Here is a 22428-nt window from a genome sequence, read left to right as displayed (position 1 = left end):
GCAGGCGGTCGAACGGATCTGAGTTTGCGGCCGTCCTCGGGTCATGATATGATAGGCAAAAGCTGTACTCCATTCCACGCAGCCGGACCAGACCGATGGTTCCTGACGACCGTGTGTATACGAAGCATCACGTGTGGGCCCGTCTCGGCACGACGCTGCTGGAGCTGGGTGCGACCGAGGCGCTGCTTCGGCGCGTGGGCGCGCTCGTGTCGGTGGATCTGCCGGACCCCGACGACGAGCTGAAGCTCGAGCTGCCGTTCGGGGACCTGGAGGGCCTCGAGGGGACGGTGCAGCTCCACTCGCCGGTCGAGTCGCGGATCGTCGAGGTGAATCGGGAACTCATCTGGAACACCGCGAAGCTCGAGAAGGACCCTTACGGAGAGGGCTGGCTTCTGCGGATCGAGGTTCGGGGGCCGGACGACCTGGCCGGCCTGATGAACGCCGAGGCCTACGAGCAGTTCTGTGCCGCAGAGGCGCCGGAGGGCGGGCCTGCCGATGAAGAGGGATGAGCGGGGATACGCGGTCGGCATCGTCGGCGCCGGCATGGTCGGAGAGATACTCGTCGAGGTGCTCGAGGAGCGGGGATTCCCCGTGCGGGCGCTGCGGATCATGGCGACCAGCGCGCGCCGCCAGGTGTTCGGGGGGCGGGAGCGCGACGTGATCGCCGCCTCGCCGGAGGCGTTCGAGGGGCTGGACATCGCTCTGTTCGCCGGGACGGAGGGGGAGTCCGGGGCGAGCCGGCTCTACGGCTGGCCGGCCGCCGAGCAGGGCATCCTGGTGATCGACAACGGCGGGGACTTCCGCATGGACCCGCGCGTGCCGCTCATCGTGCCCGAGGTGAATGCCGAGGCGATGCGCGGGCACCAGGGCTTCATCGCCAACCCGAACTGCAGCACGATCCAGATGGTGGCCGCGCTGGCGCCCCTGCACAGGGCCGCCGGGCTGAGGCGCGTCGTCGTGAGCACCTACCAGGCCGTCAGCGGCACGGGGCGGGCGGGCGTGCGCGCCCTGCAGCAGCAGGCGCAGGCGGCGCCGGCCGGGGGCGAGGCCGACACGGGGCCGTATCCCCATCCGATCTACGGCAACGTGCTGCCCCAGGTGGGCAGCCTGAAGGAGCACTGCCCGGGCTACTACAGCGAAGAGATCAAGATGATCGAGGAGACCCGCAAGATCTTCGGTTGCCCGGACCTCGGGGTGAGCGCCACGTGTGCGCGCGTGCCGGTGCAAAACGGGCACAGCGAGGCCATCAACGCCGAGTTCGAGCGCGAGATCAGCGTCGAGGAAGCGCGGCGCCTGCTGGCCGGCTTCCCGGGCATCCGGGTGGTGGACGACCCGGCCGCCTCGCAGTATCCCACCGCCCGGGAGGTCTCGGGCCGGGACGAGGTTTTCGTGGGGCGCATCCGCAAGGACCCGTCCAGGCCGAACTGCCTGGACCTGTGGTGCGTTGCGGACAACGTACGAAAGGGCGCCGCTCTGAACGCCGTGCAGATCGCCGAGAAGGCCGTGGAGATGGGCCTCCTCTGAGCCTGTGCGGGCCAACCCCTCCTTGCGCACGCGCAACCGCTGCGATGGCCGAACAAACGCCCGCCGGCCTGGGCTTCCGTTCCGTGCCGGCGGAGTACCGGAAGCGAGGCTACCGGCATACCGCCAGTGCCGTCTTCTGCGGCACGTTCACTGCGGTCGTGGCCGGCCAGGGGCCGTTCGTCATCCGCAAGCTGAACGGATCGGCCTTCCAGAGCCTCATCATCGACCTCGGGCTGGCGGTTCCCCTCATCTTCGCGTTCCTGTGGGGGCCGTTCCTCCGGCGGCGCAACCCCGTCCGGTTCACCGGGCTCTCCTTCATGGCCGGCGGGCTCCTGGTGCTCCTCAGCGGGCTGGCGCAGAGCCTGTGGGCGCTGGCGCTGGTGCTGGCCGGCGGCATGCTCATGACCGCGTTGTCCAGGCCGAGCATGGGCGTGGCCTTCCGCCAGGTCTACCCGGACCGGTGGAGGGGCAAGCTGCTGAGCCTGCCGAACGCGGTCGACGTGCTGGCGCAGGTGGTGGCACTGGCCGTGGTGGGGCTGATGCTCGAGCGCGATCTGGCGCTGCACCGCTGCGTCTTCCCGGCGGCGGGGGTCGCGCTGCTGGTGGGCGGCCTGCTGTTCCGAGGCATCCGGGGCAGTCGCGGCGACCGCACCGAGGACGCGGCGGTCGGCGGCCGGGGCGTGCTGGCCCAGGCGGCCCGCTCGGCGCGCGTCGCGCTGGGCAACCACGGCCTGCTGCTGTTCCTGCTGGGCTACTCGGTGACGACTCTGGGCAGCGTCAGCGCGATCAAGATCCTGCCCCTGTTTGCCAGCGACTGCCTGGACCTGACGACGCGCCAGTACGGCTACGCGCTGGCCGCCTACCAGGTCGCCATCGTGCTGAGCCTGTATCCGTGGGGGGTGGTGATGGACCGTTTCGGCGCGCCGGTGACGGCCGTGATGTCGTGGCTGCTGCAACTGGGCCTCTTCGTGGCGCTGTTCTTCGTCTCGACCTGGCCGGCGTTCTTCGTGCTGGTGGCGGCGCGGGGGCTGTTCCAGTCGGGGAACAACCTCGCGTTCTACCCCATCGTCATGCACTTCACGCGGGCGTCCGAGACGCAGCACGGGATGGCGCTGCACTTCACCATCTGGGGCCTTCGCTGGACGGCGATCACCTTCGGGCTGGCCTGGATCGTCGACGCGCAGTTGTTCCCCATGCGCTGGGTCTTCCTGGGGGGGGCCGTGATGGTGCTGGCCGGGGTGGCCGTGATGGTCGCGGCCTGGCGCCGCTACGGGAAGGCCCCCGTGGCCGAGGACGCCTGAGGGCAGGGGCGCCCGGCGGGCATTCGGTTGCAGGCGGTCTCTGCGGGCCGTCAGTGTAGGCGCAACGTGCCGAGGCGCGCACTTGGGAATGAGATGCGGAAGGCCATTGGGGGGCCGGGAGTGGTTTGCCAACAGGTATGTGCTGGGCGCGGTGGCGCTGACGATCGCGCTGCAGGCGGTGGCCGTGTACGCACCCGGGCTGAGGACGGTGCTGAAGACGGTGCCGCCGAAGCGGGCGGACTGGTTGGTGATCGGCGCCTGCGCGCTGATGCCGCTGGTGGTGGGCCAGGTGGTGCGGAGGCTGCGGGCCACAGCCTCCGCACCCTCGGCCTGACGGCTCAGTCGCGCGGGGCCCGGGCCAGGGCGATGCGGCCGGTGCGGGCCATCTCGCGGATGCCGAAGGGGCGCAGGAGGTCCAGGAACGCCTCGATCTTCTCCTCGGCGCCGGAGGTCTCGATCATCAGGTCGTTGCGGCCGACGTCGACGACGCGGGCGCGGAAGATGTCGACCAGTTCCAGAATGGCGCTGCGCCGCTCCTGCGGGGCGTGCACGCGCACCAGGGCCAGGTCGCGCTCCACGTGGGGGATGGCGCTGTAGTCCTGGATCTTGACGATGTCGATGACCTTGCCGAGCTGCTTGCGGACCTGTTCGAGGATGGCCTCATCGCCGTCCACGACGATGGTCATGCGGCTGAGGTCGGGCTGCTCGGTCTCGCCGACGGCCAGGCTGTCGATGTTGAATCCACGCGCGCTGAACAGCCCGGCCACGTGGGCCAGGACGCCGGGGCGGTTGGCGACCAGGGCGGAGATGATGTGCTTTGCCATGTGTGTGCGCGCCTTTCGTGCGGTAGGAGCGGTGGGCCTCATGCGATGCCGCCGATCATCTTGTCGATGGGCTGGCCGGCGGCCACCATGGGAAACACGTTCTCCTCGGGGGCCGTGCGCACGTCCAGGAGCACGGGGCCGTCGCCGACGGCGAGGGCTTCCCGGAGGGCCGGTTCGACCTGGTCGGGATCGCTCACGGCGATGCCGCGCGCGCCGTATGCCTCGGCGAGCCTGATGAAGTCCGGGTTCGCCGGCGCCAGGTGCGTATGGGAGTAGCGCCGGTTGAAGAACAGCTCCTGCCACTGGCGCACCATGCCGAGGTATCCGTTGTTCAGGACGACGAGGGCGATGGGCAGCTTGTGGTAGACGGCCGTGGCCATCTCCTGGATGTTCATCTGGATCGAGCCGTCGCTGGTGATCAGGACGGTTTTGCGGTCCGGGCAGCCGAAGGCGGCGCCGATGGCGGCCGGCAGGCCGTAGCCCATTGTGCCGAGGCCGCCGGAGCTGAGGAACGTGCGCGGCCGTCGGAAGCGGTAGTACTGGGCTGCCCACATCTGGTGCTGTCCGACGTCGGTGCACAGGATGGCCTCGCCGCCGGTGAGTTCGGAGACCTTCTCGATGACGGCCTGCGGCTTGATGACGCCGGGCTGCCGCTTGTAGGTGAGGGGGAAGTCGCGCTTCCAGGCGAGGATGCGGTCCATCCACTCCTTGCGTTCGCGGTGCTCCACCAGGGTCTGCAGCACCGAGAGCACGCTGCGGGCGTCGCCGACGACGGGGATGTCCACCGGCACGCTCTTGCTGATGGAGGTCGGGTCGACGTCGATGTGGACGACCTTCGCTTTCTTGGCGAACTTCTCGACCTTGCCGGTGATCCGGTCGTCGAAGCGGGCGCCGACGGCGATCAGCAGGTCGCAGTGCGTGACGGCGTAGTTCGCATACACCGTGCCGTGCATTCCGAGCATGTGCAGGGAGAGGGGGTCGTCGACCGGGAACGTGCCGATGCCCATCAGCGTGGTGGTGACGGGGATGTTGGCCTTGCGGGCCAGTTCCCGGAGTTCCTCGCTGGCCCCGGCGGAGATGACGCCGCCGCCGACGTAGAGGACCGGGCGCTCGGCGGCGTTGATCGCCTCGGCGGCGCGCTGGATCTGGCGCACGTGGCCGCCGGTCGTCGGCTTGTAGCCGGGCAGGCGCATGGTCGTGTCGGGTTCGTCCTCGAGGGTGTCCGTCATGACGTCGCTGGGCAGGTCGATCAGGACGGGGCCGGGCCGGCCGGTCGAGGCGATGTGGAAGGCCTCCTTGACCACGCGGGCGAGGTCCGCGACGTCCTTGACCAGGTAGTTGTGCTTGGTCACGGGGCGGGTGATGCCCGTCATGTCGGCTTCCTGGAAGGCGTCGTTGCCGATCAGGTGGGTCTTCACCTGGCCGGTCAGGGCGACCATGGGCACACTGTCCATGTGGGCCGTGGCGATGGCGGTGACGAGGTTCGTCGCGCCGGGGCCGCTGGTGGCGATGCAGACGCCGACCTTGCCCGTGGCGCGCGCGTAGCCGTCGGCCATGTGGCCGGCGCCCTGCTCGTGGCGTGTGAGGATCACCTTCAGGGGCGAATCGTAGAGGACGTCGAAGAGGGCGATCACCGCCCCGCCCGGCAGTCCGAAGACGTGTTCGACCTGATGCTCCAACAGGGAATCAACCAGAATGTTGGCTCCAGTCCTGCCCATGTCGGCCGGTTCCTCCCTGGCGCGGTTCCGGAGCCCGGGGCTCCGGGGGACCTCCACGCGCCCCAAAAAGAAGAAAGCCCTCCACCTGTGTGAGGCGGGAGGGCCTATTCGCGCCGTTCGACGGAACGGACAACAACCCTCTCGGCCCCACCGCTCGGATCGCATCCGAGCGCGGAAGGGGCCTACGCTACTAGGACGATTGCGCTGAGTGGGGTTGCAGTCCGATCCATGATGCACACCATTATAGGGCCGCCGGCCCCCGGCGTCAAGCGCCGAGAGGCCATGCGGCGCATGGCCATCCCTTCGCACGCCCGTCCCCGTCCCTTTGCGGACAGGTCGGAGGCGGGACGCCTCTGCCCGCATGCTCCATCGCCCGCCCGGTTGGCGGGTCCGCCGGCGCTCAGCGCCCGTCCACGTTGATGCTCATCAGGAATTCGGCGTTGTTCTGGGTCTTGGAGAGCCGGTTGCGCATCAGTTCGATGGCGTCGATGGGGTTCATCTCGTTCAACATCCGGTGCAGGAGCTGGATGCGGCGCAGCTCCTCCGGGTCCAGCAGGAGTTCTTCCTTGCGGGTGCCGCTGCGGGTGATGTCCAGGGCCGGCCAGATGCGCCGGTCGGCCAGGGCGCGGTCCAGGTGCAGCTCCATGTTGCCCGTGCCCTTGAACTCCTCGTAGATGACCTCGTCCATGCGGCTGCCGGTGTTGATCAGGGCGGTGGCGATGATGGTCAGGCTGCCGCCTTCCTCGAGCTTGCGGGCGCTGCCGAAGAACTTCTTCGGCTTCTGCAGCGCGCCGGCCTCGACGCCGCCGCTGAGGATCTTCCCGCTGTGGGGCACCTCCGTGTTGTGCGCCCGGGCCAGCCGCGTGATGCTGTCGAGCAGGATCACGACGTCCTTGCCGTATTCGACCTGCCGGCGGGCCATCTCGATGACCATCTTGGCGACCTGCACGTGCCGGCTGGCGGGCTCGTCGAAGGTGGAGCTGATGACCTGCGCGGCCGGCACGGTGCGCTGCATGTCGGTGACTTCCTCGGGGCGTTCGTCGATCAGCAGGATGATCAACTGCACCTCGGGGTGGTTCCTGGCGATGGAGTTGCCGATCTGCTGCAGCAGGATGGTCTTGCCGGTGCGCGGGGCGGCGACGATCAGGCCGCGCTGGCCCTTGCCGATCGGGGTGACCAGATCGACGATGCGCATGTCGAGTTCTTTGCCGTCGCGCTCCAGCATCAGGCGCTCGGTCGGGTGGAACGGGGTCAGGTCCTCGAAGACGGTCAGGTTCGCGACCGTCTCGGGGCTCTGGTAGTTGACGGCCTCGACCTTCAGCAGGGCGAAGTAGTGCTCCTTGTTCTCCTTCGGAGGCCGGATCTGGCCGGTGACCAGGTTGCCCGTGCGCAGGCCGAAGCGGCGGATCTGGCTGGGCGAGACGTAGATGTCGTCCGGGCTCGGCATGTAGCTGTAGTCCGGCGAGCGCAGGAACCCGAAGCCTCCGTCGGGCAGCACCTCCAGGACGCCCTCGCCGTACATGGCGCCGCTCTTGGAGACGCGCTTCTTCAGGATCTGGAAGATCAGGTCCTGCTTTTTGAGCCCGCTCGTGTTCTCCAGGCCCTCTTCCTTGGATGCCTCAAGCAGTTGCTTGACCGTCATCCTTTGCAGGTCGACGATGTGGAACTGGCTCGCGGGCGTCTCGGTGGCCACCTGGGTGTTCGCCGCGCGATTCCCGCCGGCGGCGTTGCCGCCGCCGGCGTTGTTGCCGTTTCCGTTGCTGTTCCGCGGTCGGCGTCCGTTCGGCATCCGCTTTCTTCCGTTCTTGCCCGACGAATTCGACGTGTTGCGTTCGCTGTCTGCGGCCAAGTCAAACACCTCCTGAAAGTCGGCACAGGTCAGGCCAGATCCGATCGATCTGCCTGGCCAGCTCCTCGATTGAGCCTGTATTGATGACTGTGTAGTCGGCCACTGCGGCCTTGACGTCGGTGGGCATCTGCGCCTGTTCGCGCACGGCGAACTGCTCGGGCGCGATGCCCCGGTTCTGCGCGGCGCGCCGGCGCCGTTCGTCCTCCGGCGCCTCGACGTACAGCAGCGCGCGGCAGACGTCCCTGTGCAGTTGCGTCTCCATCAGCAGCGGAGCGTCCAGCGCCACCAGCGGCACGTCCGGCCGGGCGCTGAACTCCCTCAACAGATCACTGATCCTTTGGATGATGATGGGATGAACGATTCCGTTGAGACGTTCCACCCTCTCGGGCGTGCCGAAGGCGACGGCGGCCAGCCGCCCGCGGTCCACACGCCCGTCCGGGCCGAGTATCCCGTGGCCGAATGCGTCCGTCAGGGCCGTACGGACGTGCGGAAGCTCCAGCACCTCGTGTCCGATGCGATCCGCATCGACCACGCACGCTCCGCGCTCGCGCATCAAGCGGGCCACGGTGCTCTTGCCGGCGGCCAGGCCGCCCACGAGGCCGATGACCGGCGCACGGCGCGTTTTGTCTCCGGTCGGTGTCACTTCGCCTCCGCCCAGTTCCTGCCGACGGCCAGGGAGACCTTCACCGGCACGTCCAGCGGCAACGCGTTGCGCATCCGCTCGGTGACGAACCGGCCGACGGCGTCCCGCTCGGCGTGGGGCACCTCGAAGACCAGTTCGTCGTGGATCTGCAGGCACATGCGCGCCCGCGCACTGACGGCCGGGAGCCCGCCGTGGATGTCGATCATGGCCAGCTTGATCATGTCGGCGGCGCTGCCCTGGATGACGGTATTGACGGCGATGCGCTCGGCGGCGCTGCGGGCGGCGCCGGAGGCGTTGATGCCTTCGACGCGCCGCCGGCGGCCGGCCAGCGTCCGCACGAAGCCGTCGCGCCGGGCGCGGTCGATGGTGGCGCCGATGAAGCGCCTCACCATCGGGTAGCGGTCGAAGTAGCTGCGGATGAAGCGCTCCGCCTCGGGCACGGGCAACCCGATCTGGTTGCTCAGCCCGTAGGCGCTGAGCCCGTAGATGATGCCGAAGTTCACGGCCTTCGCCTGCTGGCGCATCGCGTCGGTCACGTCCTGCTCGGCCACGTCGTTCACCTGGGCCGCCACGAACCGGTGGATGTCCCGGTCTTCCTCGAACGCACGGCGCAGGGCGGGGTCGCCCGAGCAGTGCGCCAGCACTCGCAGCTCCACCTGGGAGTAGTCCGCGCTCAGGAGCGACATGTCGTCCGCGCCGGCGATGAACGCCTGCCGGATGCGGCGCCCCAGCGGCGTGCGCACGGGGATGTTCTGCAGGTTGGGGTCGCTGCTGGAGAGCCGGCCGGTGGCCGTGACCGTCTGGTTGAACGACGTGTGCACGCGCCCGGTCTTGGGGCTGACCATGCCGACGAGGGCATCGGCATAGGTGGACTTGAGCTTGGCCAGTTCGCGGTAGCGCAGGACGCAGTCGGCGATCGGGTGCCTGTCGCGGAGCGTCTCCAGCACGTCGCTGGCGGTGGAGTGGCCGGTCGTCCGGCGTCCGCCGCGAGCGGGCAGGCCCAGTTCCTCGAACAGCACGCGGCTGAGCTGCCGGGGCGAGTTCACGTTGAACTCGTGGCCGGCGTGCCCGTGGATCCGGCGCTCCAGGGCGGCCAGTTCCTGGGCGATCTGTGCGCTGATGGCCGCCAGTTGATCGGCGGCCACGCGGATGCCCACCCACTCCATGTCCGCCAGGACGGGGATCAGCGGCATCTCGATGCGTGCCATCAGGTCGCCCAGGTCTTCGCGGTCGAGCCGTTCCGACAGCAGCCGGCAGAGCTGCAGGGCCACGTCGGCGTCTTCGCAGGCGTAGGGGGCGGCCCTGTCCACCGGCACGCGGTCCATGGTGATCGCGTTGCGTCCCTCGCCGATGAGTTCGGCGATCTTGACGGTCTCGTAGTTCAGGTGACGCCGCGCCAGCGCGTCGAGGCCGTGGCCCCGGCTGCCCGGGTCCAGCAGGTAGGAGGCCACCATGGCGTCGCACCGGAGGCCGGCGACGCGCACGTCGTGGTTGCGCAGCACGGTGATGTCGTATTTCAGGTTCTGCCCGAGCTTGGCGGGGCGTTCGGCTTCCAGGAGGGGGCGGAGCGCCTCGATCGCGGCCTCCAGGGGGCAGAGGGGGGCGCCGGGCGGGCCGTCGGTGGCCACGTAGACGGCCTGGCGGGGCCGCCAGCTCAGGGCGATGCCGACGATGCGGGCGTCCCTCGGCTGGAGGCTGGTCGTTTCCAGGTCGAAGGCGAAGGCGTCCTGGCGCGCCAGTTCCTCGACCAGCCGGGCCAGCCCGTCCGCGTCGGTGACGACCGAGTAGTCCGTCTCCACGGTGCGGATCGTGTCGAGTGTGGCGTGCGGGGCCGGCGGCGGTTCCTGGTCCTGGCCGAACAGGCCCGACTGCCGGGCGCGCTGCACCGGCGGCGCCTCCCGGATCAGCGAGCCGAAGCCCAGGGCACGGTAGAAGGCGTGGATCTTCGCCCGGTCGGCCGTGCCGGCCCGGCACCGCGCCAGGTCCAGGTCGATGGGCACGTCGGGGTTCAGCCGCACGAGGCGTTCGGCGGTCTCGACGGCGTCCCGATGCTCTTTCAGCTTCTTGCGGATGGAGTCGCGCGGCACCTGGTCGAGGTGCTCGTAGAGATTGCGCACGGTGTCGAACCGCCGGATCAGTTCGAGGGCCGTCTTCGGCCCGATGCCGGGGACGCCGGGCACGTTGTCGGTGCTGTCGCCGGTCAGCGACATCAGGTCGACCACCTGCCGGGGTTCGATGCCCTTGCGTTCCTTCAGGGCTCTGTCGTCGAGCATCTCCTCGCCGCTCTTGCGGATGTGCAGCACGCGTGTGCGGGGGCCGATCAGTTGTTCGGCGTCCTTGTCCGTCGTCACGATCACCGTGTCGATGTCCTCCTGAGCGGCCCGGGCGGCCACGGCGGCCAGCACGTCGTCGGCTTCGTGGCCCGGCGAGGTCAGCCGCGGTATCTCGTGCGCGTCCAGGAGTTCGGTGATGAGGGGCAACTGCCGCTCCAGGGGTTCGGGCATCGGGGGCCGGTTGGCCTTGTACTGCTCATAGACCTGGTGCCTGGCCAGTTCGCCGGGTCCGTCGAAGGCGACGGCCAGGTAGTCGGGCCTGTAGCGTTCCAGGATCATCTCGATCATGCGGGCGAAGCCATAGACCGCGTTCACCGGTTCTCCATCGGGGCCGGTGAGGCCCTTGATGGCATAGAAGAACTGGTAGATGTGCGCAAACGCGTCGATGACGAAACACGTCTTCGGCATGTCGCCGGGCGAGCTGAGTTGTGGTGAATCAGGCTGAGAAACGTACGTGGGACTCTGCACGTCGTTGAGATTGAACCGCGCAACATCTCCGCCGCAGACCGCTACGGCGGCGCAGTGCCGGGCACCGAGGACCATCGGCGCCCACCCGTCCCCGGGCGCCCTGTTGAGGGGGGCCGGGCCGGCGGGAGCCTGGCGCCGCGCGAGCGATCCCTCCGCAGAAGCGGACGGGACATCTCATCGCGGTTGCTGCTCTGGATGCGCTTCCCGGCAGGTCAGTTTGCGGTCAGACGCCCTGGAAGCGCCCGGCAACGCAACGAACGGAATGAATGCCCCTTGACGCGAGTACCTCTACCGTAACCCTTCCCATGGCGAATGTCAAGCGCGAGAACGGGCCTCCGCCGTCCGGCCGGGGCGCAGCCGCTCAGCAGGCGCGTTCAATGAAGGCGTAGACGAGGATGTGCGTGAGGACGAAGAAGGCATCCTCCAGGTGCCCCATGTGGTCGGTGGGGACGAGCAGGGGGACCTCGACCATGTCCTTGAGCCGGCCGCCAGTCGACGTGGTCAGGCCCACCGTGGTGACGCCCGCCCCGTTGGCGTACTCGACCGCGCGCAGCACGTTGGCGCTGTTGCCGCTGCCGCTGATGGCGATCAGCACGTCGCCCTTGGCGGCGAAGTTCCTGAGCGGTTCGACGAAGACCGATTCGTAGTCCACGTCGTTCGCCAGGGCCGTGATGGTGGCGATGCTGTCCGTGAGCGCCATCATCTTCATGCGCTTCTGGCGGCCATAGGACGCCCCCTTGACGATGTCGACCACCATCTGCGAGGCGATGCTGGCGCTGCCGCCGTTGCCGCAGCTATAGATGGTGCGGCCGGCATCGCGCGCCCGCCGCATGGCGTCGATTGCACGATGGATGGCGCCGGTGTCCAGGCGGGGCAGGACGCTGCAGAGTCCGTCGAGGTAGTTGCGCGCGAAGTGCTGTTGTGTCACGGCTGTGCCTCCTGTTGCTGCGTCAGCCAGAGTCCCAGGCGGTCGGGCAGTTCGTCGCGCCGGGCCGTGCCGGTGGTGGCCAGTTGCTGTATGGTGATCGAGGCGACCAGGCAGCCGACCAGGGCGGCCTCCGGCAGGGAGGCGCCGGCGGCCAGCGCCAGCACGCAGCCGGCCGTCATGCTGTCGCCGGCCCCGGTGGTGTCGGTCGGCCCGTCCACGCGCACGCCGGGCACGACGGTCGGCTCGGGGTCGGTGACGATGGCGCCCTTCTCGCCGCGTGTGGCGATCACGGGGGCGCCCACCTCGTCGCGCAGCCGCCGGAGCCCGGCGCGCAGCGTGTCGGCGTCGACTTCCATGCCGGGCAGGGGTTGGGCCACGCCGGCGACTTCGAACTGATTCGGCTTGATGATGAGGCCGCGGAACCGGCCGATGTGCGTGCGGCTGTCGGCGAAGAAGACCACGCCGGGGTGCGCGCGTGCCCTCTCGCTGAGTGCTGCGCGCACTCGCGCGGTGACGGCGCCGCAGTCGTCGGCCTCCACCTGGTCGGCCACGATGACGGCGTCGGCCCGGGCGAGTGCCCGGTCGAACGCGGCGATGATGCGGTCCTCCAGTTCGGCCGGGGTGGCCGTGCGGTTCTTTGTGTCGTAGCGTTCGTGCTCGCCCGCGAGTGTGGCATCGGTCAGGTTGCGGGGCTTGAGGTACTGCATGGTCATGCGGTCGGGCGCGGTCAGGAGCAGGTCGGTCGAGCAGCCGAGCGCGTGCAGGTCCTTGCGCAGGTCGCAGGCTTCGCCGTCGTCGCCGGTGAATCCGACGGCGTGCAGGGCCCCGGCATCCAGCGCGGCGAGGTTCTGCACCACGGTGCCTGCGGCTCCGGGGCTGTGGCGCACGCGCATGACCTGGTGGGCGGTGCGGCCGGACTCGACGCTCTTCTCGGCGATGCGGGGATCGCAGTCGAGGTACTTGTCCAGGAAGAAGTCCCCGATCACGGCGATGCGGAGGGAGGGGAAACGGTCGGTCAGCTCGCGCAGTCGGTCCTGGGTCATGGGCGGAATCGGTTTCATGGGCGGGCCTTCTCGATGATGCGGTCGTAGAGTGCCGGGACGGTGGCGGCGTGGTCGCCGCGGACATAGTGGCTTTCGCCGCCGTCGGCGACGGTGCGCACCAGCACGGTCTTGTAGGGGCGGAAGTAGTAGGCGGCCTCGGTCTTCGGCGCCTCCACGGAGACGTCCGCCGGCAGGGGGAGCATGTCGAAGACGGCCGTGGTGAATCGGCGTATCCGTTCGCCCCGCTGATGGGCGACGTTGCGGGCCATGGCGAGGGCCTTCAGGTAGACCTCGGGGCCCATGACGGCGGTGCCGATGTTGAGGAAGGCGCCGCCTTCCAGCCCTGCCACGCTCTGTGCGAACACGAGGAAATCCGTATAGGAGGCAGCGCCGGCGGCGGCGCCGTCGAAGTTGGGGTGCTCGTGGACGATGTCCTGTCCGATGGCCACGTGCACCGTGACGGGCACGCCCAGGCGCGCGCCGGCGGCCAGGACGCTTGCCTCCCGGCCGGGGAAGCGTTCGTCCTCGATCATGCGCCCGACGGCTTCGCCGAAGCCGAGCCCGGCCTCGGCCCCCGCCCGGACGGCGTCGTTGAGGCGGCCGGTCTCGTTCCAGAGGCCGAACTGGCCGTCGCTCACGTAGCGGGCCACGCTCTCGCAGGTCTGGCCGATCATGGCCAGCTCGAAGTCATGGATGGCGCCCGCGCCGTTGAGCGCCAGGTGGGTGAGCAGGCGGCGTTCCATCAGGTCGATCAGCAGGGGGCCGTTGCCTTTTCGGAGCACGTGCGCGCCGCATGCGAACAGGACGGTGGCCCCGCTGCGGCGGGCGGACACGATGCGGTCGGCGAGCACGGGCAGGGCGGCGTGCTCGAAGGGCACGCGCGGCCCGTCGGGGCGGATGAAGACGGAGGAGTCCAGGTCGTGCCGGCGCTCGGCGAGGGGCCGCAGACGCAGCCGGCTGCGGTCGAACTGCGGGAAGGGCATCGCGGGGCCTCCCAGGCAGGGCCGGGGGCGCTCAGGCGCCCCAGATGTAGTCGATCAGCGGGCGCCAGTCGCCGAAGTCGGGCACGATGATGTCGGCGCCGACGCCGATCAGGCGTTCGCGCTTCCAGGGGTCGGGCCGCCCGCTGCGGCCGGCCTCGTCGCTGGCCACACCGACGGCCAGGCCGCCGACGGACCGGACGTTTTCGATCTCGACATAGCCGTCGCCGAACCCGAGCAGGCGCGAGCCGTCGACCCGGTTGTCGCTCAGGATGCGGTCGATGACCGCCTGCTTGGAGAACCGTTTGTAGTCCCGCTGGGCGCCGTAGACGTGCGGGCCGAAGTAGGCATCCATGCCGAGCAGGCGCGCCTCCTCGTCGACGTATTCCTGGTCCGTGCCGCTGGCGAGGTAGAGGCGGACGTCACGTTCACGGAGCGCATCGAGCAGCTCGACGGAGCCCGGCACGAGCATCTCCTCGGGGCGTGCGCGGCCCGAGGAGAGCGCCTCGCGGCGGTGGCGGATGCGGTCCATCAGGCGCTCATGGTAGAGTTGCTTGTAGGCGAAGGGGTCCTGAGGCGTCCCTCGGCGGGCCTTGACCTCTTCGGCGAGGCGGATCATCTGGTAGATCGTCTGCTTGCCGCACAGGTCCATGACGAACGTGCGGCAGACCTGTTCGAGGGCCTCCGGCGTCTCGTCCGTGCCGGTGGCCTGCAGGATCTCGACCATCATGGGCACCATCACGTCCGGCCAGCCCTCGCGGATGAGGCTCAGGGTGCCGTCGAAGTCGAACAGGACCTCGCAGGGGGGCTGTGCCGGGCGGCGTTGGCGGAGGATCTCGATGGACGTGCCGGGGAGCACGCGGACGGAGTCGGGCCGCTCGGGGCGGTGTGGTTCGTTCATGATGGCGGGCATGAGGGCTCTGCAGAAGGGAAGGGCAGGCATCGGGCGCAGGCGCCGGCAAGGCACCCGCCGTGACAGGCCGTACGCCGCCATGCTATCGGCCCCCCGCCGGGGAGTCAAGCGGACCGGGTGCCGTGCGTCTGATTGACACCCTTGCGCCGGCGCGCGTATCATGCCTCACAGGCGGCGCATCGCACGTGCAGAATCGCGCCGAACCGTCCTCTGGGCGCAGGGAGGGATGTCCGTGAGCGCATGGCGGACGATCGTGTACATGGCCGTCCTGGCGGCAGTGGCCCACGGAGGGTCGATCTGCGCGGCGCAGGAGCAGGGCCTGAGACCGCTGTCCGACGGCCGCATCCAGCGGGGGCCGTATCTGCTGTTCGGGGATCCCCTGGGCGGGCTGGGCGTGATGAGGGGTTCCGAGATCACCGTCATGGGTGCCGGCGTCTTCTGCGGCTTCACGGGCAAGTCGGGCTACTGGCCCTACGACCGGATGCCCGAGAAGGCCCTGGACTACGGCGACGGGACGATCGGGTTCCGCGGCGCGATCCCGCAGGCCGGCGTTTCGTATCATCAGCAGGTTTCGATCGAGGGCGAACGCGTCCGGATCCGCATCCGCCGCGAGGGGACGTGGAACGACCGCCACTGGGAGAGCTTCTTCGTCCGGCTGCCCTTCAACAACTACCTGGGTGCGCGCGTCCGTGCAGACGGCCGCACGATCGACCTGCCGAGGACCTACTCCAGGGAGGGCGAGGTGATCGTCGCGGGCGCCCGTCGCCTCGAGTGCCACGTCGCCGATCCGTCCCTGAACCTGGTCTTCGAGTGCGAGCGCGGCATCCGCCTGGCCGACCGGCGCGGCATCAGCGACCCGTGCTACCTGCTCAGCGTGGAGATTCCGGAGGCGTCCGGCCAGCCGGTGGACGTCTACGTGACGCTGCCGGACCTGCCGGACGAAGCGGGCTACGCCGTGCGCTATTCGCCGATCGGCTACCCCGTGCGCGGCGAGAAGACCGTGGTGCTCGAATGGCCCAACCACCTGGAACGTCCGGCGGACGACCGCGTTCGCATCCAGCGGGCGGACGGGGCGGTGGTGAGGGAGGGGCGCTTCGGGCGGACGGTGACGTACCGGCACATGCAGGCGAGCTTCGCGCCGTTCGACTTCACGGACGTCCGCGAGCCGGGCGACTACCGCGCCCTCTGGGCCGGCGGCGAGGTGCGGTTCTCCCTGCGCGAGAGCATCTTCCAGGACGCCCTCTGGGAGCCGACACTCGACTGCTTCATCCCGTTCCAGATGTGCCACGCCCACGTGGACCTGGGGCCGGGCATCGTCGGCCACGCGCACTGCCACATGGATGACGGCATCCGCGTGCCGGCGCATTACGCGGGCACGGACGGCTTCGTCGGCTACGAGTGCACCGGCACGCCCTACGAGGCCGGCGATCCGATCCCCTGCGGCGTGGGCGGATGGCACGACGCCGGAGACTGCGACCTGAACATCTACGCGCAGGGCTACGCGACGTATCTTCTGGCGCTGGCCTATGAGGAGTTCGGCCTGGACCGCGACGTCTCGACGCTGGACGTGAGCACGCGGACGTTCCAGGCCGGCCGGCCCGATGGGACGCCCGACGTGCTGCAGCAGGTGGAGTGGGGCGCGCTCTGGCTGCTGAGCATGCTGCAGGAGGACGGCCGGAGCTACGTCGGCGTCGTGGTGCAGGCGAACCTCCGCCGCAACGATGTCCCCTGGAACGAGATGACGGACAACCGGCCCGGCACCGGGGACGAACGGCACGTGTACGTGGACTACCACGCCGACCTGCAGTGCATGCAGGCGGCGGCTCTGAGCGCGGCCGCTCGCGCACTGCGGGAGGCGCGGCCGGAACTGGCGCGCCGGTGCGTCGAGGGGGCGCGGCGTGCATACGAGCACTTCGGCTCCCGCCAGGAGGTCTACCGCAAGACCGCCTACTTCTACCCGAACACGAAGGGGCGGGACGGGAACGTCCTGACGGCGCTGGGCGAGCTGTACATGACCACCGCCGACCCCGCTTATCTGCGCCAACTGGAGGCGATGACGGAGACGATCGAGGCCCTGGACCTGGACTACCCGTCCAAGCAGGAGTCGACCAGTTCGTCCTACTGGTATGCGCCGCCCGTGCTGGCGCGCCTGGCGCGGCGTCTGCCGGAGGGCCGGCTGCGGTCGGCCTGCGTGAGCACCTGCCGCCGGGCCGCCCGGTTCCACGCCGAGCGCCTGGGCGGGCGCCCCTGGGCGGGGCACTATACGGACTTCGGCAAGGTGGGCAACACGGCGGCCCCGCACCGGCGGGCGTTCGACGTCTACTGGCTCTCCCAGGTCGCCGGCGACGTCGTCTCGATGGGGCAGGCCGTCCAGCCGATGCTGTGGACCTACGGGTTCCACCCCTTCAGCAACGTCTCGTTCGTGTCGGGGATCGGCCCCGACAGTCCGAAGAGCATCTTCTCGCTCCACTTGCGGGCTGTGCTCAAACCCCTGCTGGGCACCGTGCCGGGCGCGCCGGTGCCGGGCATGACGGCCATCCGGCCGTACTTCCCGGACGGGGTGCTCTACTACTTCGACGAAGGCAACGTCCCGAACGGCGAGAGCACGATCGCCGAGACGGCGGCCTATGTGTTCGCGGTCAACGCGATGGGGAAGGCCGGTTTCTGATATCTCGGGAGGGAACGTGTCCATGAGACGTGTTCGTGCACTATCGATGGCGGGCGTTCTGACGTGCATGCTGGCGGCGTCGGTGGCCAACGGCCAGGTCCAGGCCCTCCGGGCGCACCCGGACGGCCGCATCCAGCAGGGGCCGTACATGGTGCAGGGCGACTTGAACGGCGGCCTGCACGTGATGAAAGGCACGGAGATCATCGTCTTCAACGCCGGCATCTACTGCCAGGGGCAGGCCGGCTACTTCCCCTTCGGGCGGATGCCCGAGAAGGACGTCGACCTGGGCGTCGGCACGATCGCGTTCCAGGGCCGCATCCCTCAGGCGGGCGTGGCCTACGAGCAGCACGTGTCCATCGAGGGCAACCGGGTCCGCATCCGCTTCCGTCGGACGGGCACCTGGACGGGCAGCGCCTGGGAGAGCTTCTTCTTCGAGCTGCCGTTCAACAACTACCGCGCGGCGACCATCCGGGCGGACGGCCAGACCATCCGCCTGCCGGAGACCTACTCGGAGGACAAGCAGACGATCGCCTCCCGGGTGCGCAGGGTCGAGTGCAACGTGGATGATCCGTCCCTGAACCTGATTCTCGAGTGCGACCGGGGGATGACCGTCAGCGACCGGCGCCGTTGGAGCGACCTGAAGTACCTGGTCGGCATCTCGCTGCCGAGCGCGCCGGGCGAGTACACGGACCTGTACCTGACCCTGCCGCCGATGGCCGAACAGGACTCGTGGGCGGTCCGCTACTCGCCGATCGGCTACCCCGTGCGCGGCGAGAAGAAGGTCGTCCTGGAATGGCCCAAGCACCTGAACCGGCCCGGCGATGCGCGCGTCCAGCTTCAGCGGGCGGACGGCTCGCTCGTCAAGCAGGGCGTCTTCGGCGAGACGGTGGCGCCGCCCCACATGCAGGCGGCATTCGCCATGTTCGACTTCTCCGAGGTCCGCGAGCCCGGTGACTATCGCATCGTCTGGGCGCGGGGCACGGTGGAGTTCCCCATCCGCGAGAGCGTGTTCGGGGACGGGCTGTGGCAGCCGACGCTCGACTGCATGATCCCGTTCCAGATGTGCCACGCCGACGTGAACCTGGGGGCGAGCCTGCCCGGGCATTCGTTCTGTCACATGGACGACGGCAGCCGCGTTCCGGCGAACTACTCAGGCACGGACGGCTTCCGGTCCTACGAATGCACGGGTACGCCCTACAACGCCGGCGATCACGTCCCGTGCGGACGGGGCGGCTGGCACGACGCGGGCGACTGCGACCTGAACATCTATGCCCAGGGATTCTCGACCCTGGTGCTGGCCCTGGCCTACGAGGAGTTCGGCCTGGATCGCGATGCCGCCACGCTGGACGTGGGCGCCCAGACGTTCCGGCTCGGTCAGCCGGACGGCCAGCCGGACATCCTCCAGCAGGTCGAATGGGGCGCCCTCTGGCTGCTGAGCATGATGCAGCCGGACGGCCGCAGCTACGTCGGCGTTGTCGAGCAGCCCAGCCGGCGGAGCACCCCGGGCGGGTGGGACAAGGCGACCGACAACACCCCCGGCACGGACGACGAGCGGCACGTCTACGTGGACCATCACCCCGAACTGCAGTTGCTGCAGGCCACGACCCTCTGCGCGGTCAGCCGTGTGCTGAGGGAGAGCCGGCCGCAACTGGCCCGCACGTGCCTGGAGGCGGCCCGGAAGGCCTATGACCACTTCCGCGCGTTCGAGGACCAGAGCCTCTACCGCCCGACCGCCTACTTCTACAACAACCATAAGGGAAGCCGTGACCAGGGCGTGATCGGCGCGCTCGTGGAGCTGTACCTGACCACGAAGGACCCCTCCTACCTGCGCGAGCTGGAGGCCATGACCCGGCAGATCGCGGACCTGAACCTGAGCTACCCCAACAAGCGGGAGTCCGGCTGCTCATCGTTCTGGTACGCCGGACCGGCCCTCGCCCGACTGGCTCTCGAGCTGCCCGACGGTCCGCTGAAGCAGGCCTGCCTGAGCACCTGCCGCAGGGGCGCGCAGTACCATGCCGGGCTGCTGAGGGACCGGCCCTGGCCGGGGCACTACACCGACTTCGGCAAGCTCGGCAGCGCGCACTGCTGGCCGACGCGCGTCTACGACACCTACTGGATCTCGAAGGTTGTCCCCGAGGTCGTCTCGCTCGACAAGGCCGTGATGCCGATGCTGTGGCTCTACGGTTTCCACCCGATCCACAACCGGTCCTACTACGCGGCCCCCGGCCTGGACGGCCCCAAGGCCCTGCATTGCGGGCACCTGGGCTTCCTGTTCAGGCCCGAGAAGGGCTCCCTGCCGGGCGGCCTGGTGCCGGGCATGACGGCCGTGCGGCCGTACTATTCGGACAACATCCTGTACGATTTCGACGACGGCAACGTCGCGAACTGCGAGTACACGATTGCCGGGCTGTGCACCTACCTGTTCTCGGTGCCCGCGATGCAGAGCGCAGGCTACTGAGACGGGCCTTCTGTGGGTCGGGCCGGGCGGCAGTGCGGCTGGGGCTACGCCCAGCCGCACTGCCGCTGGATGCGGCGGATGGTCGGCCGGTGCGGGACGAACTGCGCGGGCGGCACGGCGGGCAGCGGCAGGGAGTGGGTCTCGGCGAAGGACGTGCGGCCGACGTGCATGTTGTAGGCCATCACCAGCAGCGTCTCCAGGCCCACGGTGTCCTGGACGTTGTAGGCCAGCAGCGTCTCCAGTGCGCGGGGGTCGCCGCTGCGGCGGTACTCCTGCCAGAGCAGCACGGCGAAGAACCCGTCCACCCCGGTCAGCTCGCCGCGGTCCAGGCCGAGCCGGCGCTCGCAGCCTTTGAGGCCGCCCCGGTAGCCCAGGCGGTGCAGCACGTAGCGCAGGTCCACGTGGGCCTGCGGCAGGCGGATGCCGAACTGCCGCTCCAGGAACGGGATGTCGAACGTTTTGCCGTTGTAGGTGACCAGCAGGCGGCAGTCGCGCACATCGTCCGGGAACGCCTCCAGGTTCTGTCCATGCACGTAGGTGCGCACGGCACGGCCGTCGTAGAGGGCGATTGTGGTCACGTGGTCCCACGCGCCGCCCAGGCCCGTCGTCTCGATGTCCAGGTAGGCCGTCGAATCGCGGAACTCCGGGAAGAGCCGCCAGTGCAGCGTGGACGGAAGGCCGTCGGCGAAGTAACCGGCGTCTTTCGCCGCGAGCCGAGCGAGGGACTCCTCCGCATGGCGGCGCACCAGGTCGCAGCGGGCCGGCGAGAGCGGCAGCGCCGTGCCCGCGCACGCGTCCTGCCACGAACGGATGCCTTCACTCCAGAGGCGTTCTTCCGCCTTGGGGCCGATGCCGGGGATGTGGCAGAACGTGTTGCGGAGCATGCCGGGAGGTTCCCTGGTCAGAGGTTCAAGCGCCAGATCGCGAAGTTCAGGGCCGTTGCGAACGTCACCCAGGCCAGGTAGGGGAACATGAGCAGTGCCGCGGCGCGGGCGCCGTTCCGGGTCCATACCAGCCAGGCCGCCACGGCCATGGCCGCATAGAGCACCGTCCAGACCGGCGCGAACAGCCAGCCGGGCGGGGTCCATGCGGGCTTCTGCAGATCGGCGTACCACGTCCCGACCGACCGGGCGTTCACCAGCCCGCCGGCGGCGGCCACGCCCAGGCAGAGCAGCAGGAGCGCGATCAGGATCGATGTCTTCCTCATGGGTCACCCCTGCACATCGTCCTCGACCGGCGCCCGGAATGCAATCGACGACCCGGGCGGCCGGGCATGGGTTGCGGTCGCCTTCCCGTTTGTGCTACGCTTGCGACGGATGCAACGGCGTGCTTCCGTGCGACCGGGATCGACCTTTGCGCCGCTGCCGGGAGTTCTTGTCTGCAAGCAGCTTACCCCCTGCCCTGAAAGGTCCGCCCATGTTCCCGGGTCCCCGCAGCCGCGAGATCATCGACCAGTTGAAGCGCTACGTCATTGTGGAGCCGCATCCGTTCGTGCTTGACCTGGAACGCTGCAGCGGCATGTACCTGGTGACCGTGGACGGCGAGCGCATCTTCGACTGGGCGGGCTACTACGGCTCCAAGCTCCTGGGGCACAACCACCCGCGCCTGCAGGAGCCGGCGTACCTGGCCCGACTGGCCCGGGCGGCCAACAACAAGACGGCGAACCCCGACTTCCTGACGCCCGAGTGCCTCGAGTACTACCGGCTCCTCCACCGCCTGGCCCCGCGCTGCATGCGCAACGAGCGCCTGGAGGTCTACGCCGTCAACTCGGGCGCCGAGGCGGTCGAGAACATGATGAAGTACTTCATCAACCTGCATGACGAGAAGCTGATGAAGCGGGGGCAGATCCCGAGCGTTCGCCGCTTCGTCTACTTCGACCGGGCGTTCCACGGGCGCACGGTCTTCGCGCTCGGCGTGACGCAGCTCGAGCATGACCCCGTCGTCACGCGGGACTTCCGGGGCTTCGTGCCGGGCAACCTGCAGGTGCCGTTCCCGTCCACCGACAGCAGCCAGCCCGCCGAGCGGAACGAGCGGCGCATGGCCACCAGCCTGTCGATCGTCGAGGACTGCCTGCGCAGCTACCGGGGCGAGGTGGTCGGCATGATCGTCGAGCCGATCCAGGGCGCCGGCGGCCAGCGCGCGGCCGATCCGGCCTTCTTCCGCGGGCTCAGCGAACTCGCGCACCGGTACGACGTCTTCCTGGGCTTCGACGAGGTGCAGACGGCGGGCGGACAGACGGGCACGGTGTTCGCCATCGACCAGTTCGACCTGCCGTATCCCCCGCAGGCCGTGGCGACGGCCAAGAAGTTCGCCAACGGCGCCGTCTACATGCTCTATCCGATGAGCGACCGCGGCGTGCTCGATTCCACCTGGGGCGGCAACCTGGCCGACATGGTGCGGTTCGTGCAGGAGATGCGCGTGGTCGAAGAGGAGGGCCTGATCGAGCAGGTGCCGGCGAAGGCCGAACGACTCGTGACGGGCCTCCAGGACCTGGCGGACCGCTTCCACGACCTCATCTTCAACATCCGCGGCATGGGCCTCTACCAGGGCTTCACCCTTCGGGTGGCGGAGCACAAGGGGCGCCTGCGCCAGATCGCCCTGGAGGCCGAGCAACTCCTCCTGCTCGGGGCGGGGACGCAGACGATCCGCTTCCGGCCGGTGCTGGACGTCACGGCGGAGGAGATCGACCGGATGCTGGGGCAACTGGGCCGCTGCCTGGAGCGCCTGGAGAAGGAGACGCCGGCCGGCGCGCCGGCCCCGCCTCCGTCGGTCGACTGA

General features: G+C 69.3%; 18 protein-coding genes. 7 read left to right on the top strand and 11 right to left on the bottom strand.

Annotation, left to right across the window (positions count from 1 at the left end; all coding sequences use genetic code 11):
- Positions 1 to 131: 131 nt before the first annotated feature.
- The 4 genes from GXY85_00290 to GXY85_00275 all read left to right on the top strand — a co-directional run bounded on the left by GXY85_00290 (position 132) and on the right by GXY85_00275 (position 3159).
- Positions 132 to 509 carry a glycine cleavage system protein H gene (locus GXY85_00290; protein NLW49267.1) on the top strand — a complete coding sequence of 126 codons (378 nt, stop codon included), beginning with the start codon at positions 132 to 134 and terminating at the stop codon, positions 507 to 509.
- Positions 496 to 1524 carry an aspartate-semialdehyde dehydrogenase gene (locus GXY85_00285; protein NLW49266.1) on the top strand — a complete coding sequence of 343 codons (1029 nt, stop codon included), beginning with the start codon at positions 496 to 498 and terminating at the stop codon, positions 1522 to 1524. Before GXY85_00290 ends, GXY85_00285 begins: the two co-directional genes overlap by 14 nt.
- Positions 1525 to 1568: 44 nt before the next feature.
- Positions 1569 to 2825 carry an MFS transporter gene (locus GXY85_00280; protein NLW49265.1) on the top strand — a complete coding sequence of 419 codons (1257 nt, stop codon included), beginning with the start codon at positions 1569 to 1571 and terminating at the stop codon, positions 2823 to 2825.
- 88 nt (positions 2826 to 2913) lie between these two features.
- Complete coding sequence (locus GXY85_00275) at positions 2914 to 3159, top strand: hypothetical protein (GenBank protein ID NLW49264.1); 246 nt, start codon at positions 2914 to 2916, stop codon at positions 3157 to 3159.
- A gap of 4 nt (positions 3160 to 3163) precedes the next feature.
- On the opposite strand, the gene ilvN is transcribed toward GXY85_00275, so the two are convergent.
- From ilvN to GXY85_00230, 9 genes are all read right to left on the bottom strand, one after another.
- A complete protein-coding gene (ilvN, locus tag GXY85_00270) occupies positions 3164 to 3649 on the bottom strand; it encodes an acetolactate synthase small subunit (protein NLW49263.1) in 486 nt (161 codons plus the stop codon).
- A gap of 38 nt (positions 3650 to 3687) precedes the next feature.
- On the bottom strand, positions 3688 to 5367 hold the full coding sequence (gene ilvB, locus GXY85_00265; GenBank protein NLW49262.1) for a biosynthetic-type acetolactate synthase large subunit: 1680 nt from the start codon (positions 5365 to 5367) through the stop codon (positions 3688 to 3690).
- 400 nt (positions 5368 to 5767) lie between these two features.
- Positions 5768 to 7156 (bottom strand): transcription termination factor Rho, encoded by a 1389-nt coding sequence (locus GXY85_00260; protein NLW49261.1) that lies wholly within the window; start codon positions 7154 to 7156, stop codon positions 5768 to 5770.
- A 61-nt stretch (positions 7157 to 7217) separates the two neighbouring features.
- Positions 7218 to 7859: a dephospho-CoA kinase gene (locus GXY85_00255; GenBank protein ID NLW49260.1), complete on the bottom strand. Its 642-nt coding sequence runs from the start codon at positions 7857 to 7859 to the stop codon at positions 7218 to 7220.
- The gene (gene polA, locus GXY85_00250; protein ID NLW49259.1) at positions 7856 to 10600 is read right to left on the bottom strand and encodes a DNA polymerase I; all 2745 of its coding nucleotides are present in this window, start codon (positions 10598 to 10600) and stop codon (positions 7856 to 7858) included. The genes GXY85_00255 and polA overlap by 4 nt, the downstream gene beginning before the upstream one ends.
- A 421-nt stretch (positions 10601 to 11021) precedes the next feature.
- Entirely contained in the window at positions 11022 to 11537 is a 516-nt protein-coding gene (locus GXY85_00245; protein NLW49258.1) for an SIS domain-containing protein, read from the bottom strand.
- 47 nt (positions 11538 to 11584) lie between these two features.
- Positions 11585 to 12631 (bottom strand): carbohydrate kinase, encoded by a 1047-nt coding sequence (locus GXY85_00240; protein NLW49257.1) that lies wholly within the window; start codon positions 12629 to 12631, stop codon positions 11585 to 11587.
- A gap of 14 nt (positions 12632 to 12645) precedes the next feature.
- Complete coding sequence (locus GXY85_00235) at positions 12646 to 13614, bottom strand: hypothetical protein (GenBank protein ID NLW49256.1); 969 nt, start codon at positions 13612 to 13614, stop codon at positions 12646 to 12648.
- Between the two features lie 31 nt (positions 13615 to 13645).
- Positions 13646 to 14512: an HAD family hydrolase gene (locus tag GXY85_00230; GenBank protein ID NLW49255.1), complete on the bottom strand. Its 867-nt coding sequence runs from the start codon at positions 14510 to 14512 to the stop codon at positions 13646 to 13648.
- A gap of 244 nt (positions 14513 to 14756) precedes the next feature.
- On the opposite strand from GXY85_00230, the gene GXY85_00225 reads away from it, so the two are divergent.
- Both GXY85_00225 and GXY85_00220 read left to right on the top strand, forming a co-directional pair.
- Entirely contained in the window at positions 14757 to 17192 is a 2436-nt protein-coding gene (locus GXY85_00225; protein ID NLW49254.1) for a hypothetical protein, read from the top strand.
- A gap of 22 nt (positions 17193 to 17214) precedes the next feature.
- Entirely contained in the window at positions 17215 to 19650 is a 2436-nt protein-coding gene (locus GXY85_00220) for a hypothetical protein (protein ID NLW49253.1), read from the top strand.
- A gap of 44 nt (positions 19651 to 19694) precedes the next feature.
- Here the strand turns inward: GXY85_00220 and GXY85_00215 are convergent, their stop codons facing one another.
- Positions 19695 to 20534: a ribonuclease H-like domain-containing protein gene (locus GXY85_00215; GenBank protein ID NLW49252.1), complete on the bottom strand. Its 840-nt coding sequence runs from the start codon at positions 20532 to 20534 to the stop codon at positions 19695 to 19697.
- 17 nt (positions 20535 to 20551) lie between these two features.
- Entirely contained in the window at positions 20552 to 20857 is a 306-nt protein-coding gene (locus GXY85_00210) for a tryptophan-rich sensory protein (protein NLW49251.1), read from the bottom strand.
- 209 nt (positions 20858 to 21066) lie between these two features.
- Between GXY85_00210 and GXY85_00205 the strand changes: the two genes are divergently transcribed.
- The gene (locus tag GXY85_00205; protein NLW49250.1) at positions 21067 to 22428 is read left to right on the top strand and encodes an aminotransferase class III-fold pyridoxal phosphate-dependent enzyme; all 1362 of its coding nucleotides are present in this window, start codon (positions 21067 to 21069) and stop codon (positions 22426 to 22428) included.

Source organism: Candidatus Brocadiaceae bacterium, assembly GCA_012728835.1.
Classification (GTDB): Bacteria; Planctomycetota; Brocadiia; order SM23-32; family SM23-32; genus JAAYEJ01.
The sequence above is the reverse complement of the archived record's forward strand: the minus strand, read 5'-3'. Positions and strand labels throughout refer to the sequence as shown.